We start from the raw sequence: 7,020 nt of genomic DNA, 5'->3' as shown, positions 1-7,020 counted from the left end.
GCCCCGCCGCGACCCGCGCCCGGGCGCGGCCGCGCGGATCGACCGGAGCCCCCGGGCCCCGCGGCGCATGGCCGGCCGCAGGCGGCGACCGGCCGGCGCGACTTCAGCCGGCGGTGAGCCAGCGCACCGCGTAGGGCGGCAGGGTGAGCACCGTCTCCGTGAGCGGCTCCGGCGCGCCGGGGGCGACGGGGTCGAGCATCGCGGTGAAGGGGGCGCCCGCCTGCGGCACCTCGACCTCCTGCGGAGCGTCGGTGAGGTTCACCAGCGCGCAGACCGCCTCCGCCCCCTCGCCGCGCAGCAGCGCGAAGACGCCCGGGGCGGCGGGCAGCACCTGCTGCGCCGCCTTGGGGTGGAAGGCGGAGAGGGCGCGGCGGTTGGCGAGCAGCGCGCGGTGGCCCTCCAGCACCAGGCTGCGCAGGCTGTCGGGCCGGGCGAGGTCGGCCTCCAGCCCCGGCATGTCGATCTTGGCGCGGTTGATCGAGCGCGCCCGGCCGGTGCGGGCCAGCCCCTCGAGATCGTTGCGCGAGCCAAGCAGCGAGTGCACGTAGATCGCCGGCACCCCGGCCAGCGCCACGAGGATGCTCTGCGCCGCCATCATCCGCGCCGCGATCACCGCATCGCTGTCGCCCGGGCGGGAGAGCCCGTCGAGATAGGTGGTGTTGAGCTCGTAGGGGCTCTCGCCCGCGGGCGTCGAGCGCATCGAGACCTGGCCGCCGACCGCGCGCACATGCGCCACCATGGCGTCGATCTCCGCCTTCTCCAGCAGCCCCTCCACCGGGCGCAGGCCCACGCCGTCATGCGAGGAGAGGAAGTTGAAGAAGGTCGCGTCGCCCGGCGCCGGCTCCAGCGCCGCGAGCCAGCTCTTCAGCTTGGTGCCGTCGCCGTTGAGGAAGGCGTGCAGCACCAGCGGCGGCAGCGGGAACTGGTAGACCATGTGGGCCTCGTTCGTGCCGTCGCCGAAATAGGAGATGTTGTCGGCATGCGGCACGTTGGTCTCGGTGATCAGGATCGTGCCGGGGGTGACATGGTCGAGGATCATCCGGATGGCCTGGATGATGCCATGCGCCTGGGGCAGGTGCATGCAGGTGGTGCCCGGCTCCTTCCAGATGAAGCCGATGGCGTCGAGCCGGATCAGCCGCGCGCCCTGCTCGACGTAGAACAGCATCAGGTCCGCCACCTCGAGGAACACCTTCGGGCTGGCGTAGTTGAGGTCCACCTGGTCGGCGCTGAAGGTGGTCCAGACATGCTTCACGCCCTGCGCGGTCTCCACCGGGGTGAGCAGCGGCGTCGCGCGCGGGCGGGTGACGGCGGAGAGGTCCTCCGCCGGGTCACGGGTGAGGAAGTACTCCACGTAAGGTTCGCGGCACTCGCGGAAGGCCTCGAACCAGGCGCTCTCGGCCGAGATGTGGTTCACCACCGCGTCGGCCATCAGGTCGTGATGCTCGGCGAGCTCGGCGATCTCGGCCCAGGTGCCGAGCTTCTCGTCCACCGCGCGGTAATCGGTCACGGAGAAGCCGTCATCGGAGGTCCAGGGGTAGAAGGGCAGCACGTGCACGGCGCTGAACAGCCCGCCCGCCGGCCCCTCGAGGAAGGTCTTCAGCGCGGTGAGCGGGGCCGCGCCGGGGGCCAGGATCGAATCGCCGTAGGTGATCAGCACCACGTCCGCCTCGTCGATGGGTTTCGGAACCGGGCGCTCGGCCTGCCCGTCGCCGCGGCTCAGCCGGCTCTCCAGCTCGCCCATCAGCCAGGCGGTTTCGCCGGCCGGGTAGATGGTGGCCAGAAGGGCCTCAAGCCGCTGTCTTACCGGGGTTTCCCCGCCGGTTTTCGTGCTGTCGGGCGTGTCGCTGCCATGGGCATTCACGGGCGTTCTCTCCTCTTGCGCTGTCAGGTTCCGAAACTCCCGGATACGGTTTCGGAAAGTTTCGTTGACGCCCCATACTGTCAAACTATTGTTCCCGCCATCAAGAGGCCGCGGCACAGATCGCGGGGAAAACCACCAAGAGGAGGCTCCCATCGCGACGCATCGGAGAAACGTGACGATCGACCAGATCGCCCGTGAACTGAACCTCGCGAAGAGCACCGTCTCGCGGGCCCTCAACGGCTATCCCGACATTTCCGAGGACACCCGCGAGCGGGTGACCCGCACCGCGCTCTCGCTGGGCTACACCGCCTCGAGTGCGGCGCGGAACCTCAAGCGCGGCCGGCTCGACACGGTGGGCATCGTGCTGCCGGGCGACGAGCTGGACATCTCCAGCCCGTTCCTCGTGCAGTTCCTGCGCGGCGCCACGGCGGTGCTGGAGCAGCGCGGGCTCGACCTGCTGGTGGCAAGCTCGCCCTCCGGGCAGGACTGGCAGCCCACCTACGAGCGGCTGATCGCCGGGCGCAAGGTGGACGGGCTGATCCTCACCCGCACCCTGGCCGACGACCCCCGCGTGGCCTTCCTCAACCGCACGCGCTTTCCCTTCGTGTGCTACGGGCGCACCCGCAGCCCGGAGGATTTCGCCTGGCTCGACATCGACTGCGGCCCGGCGATGCGCGAGGCGGTGCGCCGCGCCACGGCCCTCGGCCACCGGCGCATCGGCTTCGTCTGCGCGCCGACGGAGGTGAACTTCGCCCGCCTGCAGCGCGAGGCCTTCGAGGAGGCGGCACAGGCCGCGGGGCTCGACACCTCGCTGGTGATCGAGGCCGGGCTCGACTCGGCCGACGGGGCGGAGGCCGCGCGCGGCCTGCTCGCCCTGCCCGAGCCGCCCACCGCCATCCTCTGCGGGCTCGACGTGCTGGCCTTCGGCGTGATGCACGCGCTGCGCGATGCCGGCCTGCGCCCGGGCGAGGAGGTGAGCGTGATCGGCTACGGCGACGTGCAGTTCGCCGCCTTCCACCAGCCTCCGCTCAGCACCTTCTCGCAGGATGCCCGCAACGCCGGCGCCTGGACCGCCGAGATGCTGATCGCCCTCCTGCAGGGCACCACGGCCGCGCTGCTGCAGCGCCTGCGGCCGGCGACTTTCGTTGAGCGGGCCACCCTCGGGGCGCCCGTGCTTTCGCCCGAGGCCCTGGCCGAGCGGCTGAAGCGTCCTGCCGCGTGAATTCGAACCAAAACACCACAGGAGAGGAAGAGAGATGACCTTGTTCCGCCCAATTCGCCTGCCCCTGTTCGTCGCCGCCTGCGCGCTGACGAGCAACGCGGCGCTGGCTGACCAGATCCGGTTCTGGACCACCGAAGAGCAGCCCGAGCGCCTCGCCAAGCAGCAGGCCCTCGTGGACGCCTACGCCGAGGCCACCGGCAACACCGTCGAGATCATCCCCGTCACCGAGAGCGACCTGGGCAAGCGCGCCACCGCCGCCTTCGCCGCCAACGACCTGCCGGACGTGATCTACACCACCCTGCAATACGTGCAGCCCTGGGCCGAGGCCGGCATCCTGGACATCGACGCCGATACCGAGATCGTCGAGGACCTGGGCGCCGACACCTTCGCCCCCGGCGCCCTCGCCACCACCGACGTGGACGGCGACTATGCCGCCGTGCCGGTTGACGGCTGGACGCAGATGATCGTCTACCGCAAGGACCTGTTCGAGGAGAACGGCCTGGAGGCGCCCAACAGCTACGCCAACATCGAGGCGGCGATCGAGGCGCTCAACAACCCGCCCGAGATGTACGGTTTCGTCGCCGCCACCAAGATCGACGAGAACTCGATGAACCAGGCGCTGGAGCACGTGCTGCTCGCCAATGGCGCGACGCCGATCAGGGAAGACGGCTCGGTGGGCTTCGACCCCGAGAAGCTCAAGGAGGGGCTCGAGTTCTACAAGGTGCTCGCCGATGCCTCGCCGGCGGGCGATCTCTACTGGATGCAGTCGCGCGAGCTCTACTTCGCCGGCAAGGCGGCGATGATCCTGTGGTCGCCCTACATCCTCGACGAGCTGGCCGGCCTGCGTGACAGCGCGCCCCCCACCATCAACGACGACCCCACCTCCCGCGAGCTGGCCGACAAGACCGGCATCGTGACCACGCTCTCCGGCCCGTCCAACCCCGACGGCGCCACCTGGGCGGAGCTGAAGTACTTCGTCGTCTCCACCTCGGCGAATTCCGACGTGGCGCAGGAGTTCATCGAATACGCGATGTCCGAGGGCTATGCCCAGACCCTCTCCGTGGGCCCGGAGGGCCAGTTCCCGGTGCGTCGCGGCACCGAGGACGAGCCGGAGAAGTTCGTCGAGGAGTGGTCGAAGCTGCCCGTGGGCGTCGACCGCCGCGCGCCGCTGGGCGAGCTCTACCCCCAGGAGGTGATCGACGAGCTGGTCGACGGCCTGGACACCGCCAAGCGCTGGGGTGTCGAGGAGGGTGAGCTCGCCACCGCCTCGAAGATCATCAACTCGGGCGTCATCAACCAGGTCACCCGCCGCTACATCGACGGCGAGATCGACGTGGACACCGCCGTCGAGCAGATCAACGACGGCATCTCGGGCCTCTGAGACCGACCGGGATGACCAAGTCAGCACACAAAGGCCCGCCGAAGGGGGCGGGCCCGCTTGCCAGGCGCGAAGCGCGCCTGGCCTGGGCCTTCCTCGCGCCCACCTTCGCCATCGTGGCGCTGATGGTGCTGCTGCCGCTGATCGCCAATTTCTGGATCAGCGCCAAGCCCGTCGAGCTGGCGGACCTCCGCCCGCCCGAGCCCACCATCAACGAGCGCGTGCGCGGCGACGCCGTGGCCGCCGGCGAAGAGGTGGAGGTGGTCTACACCGCCCGCAACTCCTCGCCCAACCTGCCGCTGCGGGACGTGGTGTTCTCCGACACCATCCCCGAGGGCTTCACCGCCACCGTCGCGGATGAGCGCTGCGCGGTGGAGGCCACCGAATTCACCTGCGAGATCGGCGACATGGAGCCGCGCGACCGCGTGCGCCTCGAAGCCGTCTTCGTGCCCGACAGCGCCGTGGACGACCCCGAGAGCCTGCTCGAGGGCTCGGAGCCGCGCATCACCGGCTCGGGCGAGAACCCGCTCACCAACTTCACCTTCACCGCCGCGAACTTCGTGAAGGTGTTCGACGCCGACGAGTTCTGGACCGTGCTCTGGACCTCGATCTCCTACACGATCTTCGGCACCGGGGGCGCGCTGGTGCTCGGCCTCTTCGCCGCCATGCTGCTCAACCAGCCCTTCAAGGGCCGGGCCTTCCTGCGCGGGCTGTTCCTGTTTCCCTACGTGGCCCCGGTGATCGCGGTGGCCTACACTTGGGTGACGCTGCTCGACCCCAACTCGGGCGCGATGAACGCCATCCTGCAGCAGATCGGCGCCTCCGACGGGCCGATCAACTTCCTCGGCCAGACCTCGATGGGCTCGGTGTCGATCCTCGGCTACACCATCGAGATGCCGATGGCGCTCACCACCGTGGTGGTGTTCGAGGCCTGGCGCTACTTCCCGCTGTCCTTCCTGTTCATCCTCGCCCGCATGCAATCGATCAACACCGACATGTACGAGGCCGCCGAGATCGACGGCGCGACCCCCTTCCAGCAGTTCTGGTACCTGTCGCTGCCCCAGCTCGCCGCCATCCTGGCCACGCTGTTCCTGATGCGCTTCATCTGGACCTTCAACAAGTTCGACGACATCTTCCTGCTCACCGGCGGGGCGGCGGGCACCCGCACCCTCACCGTGAACGTCTACGAACAGGCGATCGGCCTCTCCAACATCGGCGCCGGCGCCGCGGTGGCCGTGGTGGTGTTCCTCGTGCTGCTGGCCTTCTCGCTGGTGTTCTTCCGCTTCTCGCCGAAGGAGGGCTGAGATGACCGCTTCTTCCTCCCGTTCCATGATCTCCCGCGGCGGCTTCGGCCTTGCCTCGGGCACCACGGCCGCGGTGCTCGCCGGGGTGATCTTCGGCTTCCTGTGGATGGCGGTGATCGGCGTCACGCTGGCGCTCGTCACCGGCCTGCCGGCGCGGCCGCCGCTGCTCGCCGGCATGCTCGCCGGGCTCGGCGGCGCCGCGGCGCTGCTGGTGCTCTCCGGCCGCGCCCGGCGCTGGGGCGCCATGGCCGCCGCGCTCATCGTGCTCGTGGCCGCCTCCTTCGGCGCGCCCTTCGGTCTCGCGCCCGCCGAGGGCGCGGTGTGGCAGGGGATCGCTCTGCTGCTGTTCGCCGGGCTCACCGGCCAGTCGCTGTGGATGTGCCTCGGAGATGCCGTGCCCGGCCGCCTGCGCCGCTACGATTTCGAGCGGCTGATCATCCGCATCGCCAAGGGTGCGGGCTACATCGTGTTCAGCGTCTTCGTGGCCCTGCCCTTCTACGTGATGGTGATGACCAGCCTGAAGTCGCAGGCCGCGCTGCTGGCCAACCCGCTCGACTTCTCCATCGACATCACCCGGGCCGACATCTTCTCGAGCTACACCGAGCTGTTCACCAGGTTCAACTTCGGCACCTACCTGCTGAACTCGGGCATCGTGTCGCTCTCCACCGTGTTCCTCACGCTGCTGATCTCGGTGCCCGGCGCCTACGCGGTGGCGCGGCTGCGCTTTCGCGGGCGCGAGGCCTTCGCGCGCTCGATCCTGCTCATCTACATGGTGCCGGCCATCGTGCTGGTGCTGCCGCTCTACACGGTGTTCAGCCAGCTCGAGCTGCGCAACACGCTCGTCGGCCTGCTCATCGTCTACCCGGCCACCACCATCCCCGTGGCGCTCTACATGCTGCAGGGCTACTTCCGCGGCCTGCCCGCGGAGATGGAGGAGGCCGGCCTCATGGACGGGCTGTCGCGGCTCGGGGTGATCGCCAGGATCACCATGCCGCTCAGCCTGCCCGCGCTCGCCTCGGTGAGCCTCTACGTCTTCATGATCGCCTGGAACGAGTTCCTCTTCGCCTTCATGTTCCTCGACGACCCCGGCATCTTCACGCTGCCCCGCGGCGTGGCCTCGCTCAACTCCTCGGAGCTGCCGCGCGAGCTGATGATGGCCGGCGCGGTGATCGCCACGGTGCCGATCATGGTGATCTTCGTCTGGCTGGAACGCTTCATGGTGCAGGGCCTCTCGGCAGGCGCGGTAAAAGGATAA

The 7,020-nt window shown here is 69.5% G+C and carries 5 protein-coding genes; 4 read left to right on the top strand and 1 reads right to left on the bottom strand.

The genetic code is table 11. The features are described from left to right. Positions 1 to 103 precede the first annotated feature (103 nt). Complete coding sequence (locus D3P35_RS10970) at positions 104 to 1,861, bottom strand: alpha-amylase family glycosyl hydrolase (RefSeq protein WP_198670565.1); 1,758 nt, start codon at positions 1,859 to 1,861, stop codon at positions 104 to 106. Positions 1,862 to 2,033: 172 nt separating this feature from the next. On the opposite strand from D3P35_RS10970, the gene D3P35_RS26115 reads away from it, so the two are divergent. From D3P35_RS26115 to D3P35_RS10945, 4 genes are read left to right on the top strand one after another with little or no spacing between them, the layout of a single operon-like run. Next, positions 2,034 to 3,083, top strand: a complete 1,050-nt coding sequence (locus tag D3P35_RS26115) for a LacI family DNA-binding transcriptional regulator (RefSeq protein ID WP_198670564.1) — start codon at positions 2,034 to 2,036, stop codon at positions 3,081 to 3,083. Positions 3,084 to 3,117: 34 nt separating this feature from the next. After that, positions 3,118 to 4,464, top strand: coding sequence for an extracellular solute-binding protein (locus D3P35_RS10955; RefSeq protein WP_118134765.1), 1,347 nt, complete (start codon positions 3,118 to 3,120; stop codon positions 4,462 to 4,464). An 11-nt stretch (positions 4,465 to 4,475) separates the two neighbouring features. Continuing rightward, positions 4,476 to 5,765 carry a carbohydrate ABC transporter permease gene (locus D3P35_RS10950; RefSeq protein WP_118134764.1) on the top strand — a complete coding sequence of 430 codons (1,290 nt, stop codon included), beginning with the start codon at positions 4,476 to 4,478 and terminating at the stop codon, positions 5,763 to 5,765. 1 nt (position 5,766) lies between these two features. Next, complete coding sequence (locus tag D3P35_RS10945; RefSeq protein ID WP_232830457.1) at positions 5,767 to 7,020, top strand: carbohydrate ABC transporter permease; 1,254 nt, start codon at positions 5,767 to 5,769, stop codon at positions 7,018 to 7,020.

This window comes from Oceanicella sp. SM1341 (assembly GCF_003448965.1).
Lineage (GTDB): Bacteria > Pseudomonadota > Alphaproteobacteria > Rhodobacterales > Rhodobacteraceae > Paroceanicella.
Note: the sequence above shows the minus strand (reverse complement) of the source record. Positions and strands in the feature narration are given on the sequence as shown.

Bases quoted from the DNA above. Each gene is read 5' to 3' on its own strand.
- D3P35_RS10955 (WP_118134765.1), top strand. From the start codon at position 3,118: ATGACCTTGTTCCGCCCAATTCGCCTGCCCCTGTTCGTCGCCGCCTGC.
- D3P35_RS10950 (WP_118134764.1), top strand. From the start codon at position 4,476: ATGACCAAGTCAGCACACAAAGGCCCGCCGAAGGGGGCGGGCCCGCTT.
- D3P35_RS10945 (WP_232830457.1), top strand. From the start codon at position 5,767: ATGACCGCTTCTTCCTCCCGTTCCATGATCTCCCGCGGCGGCTTCGGC.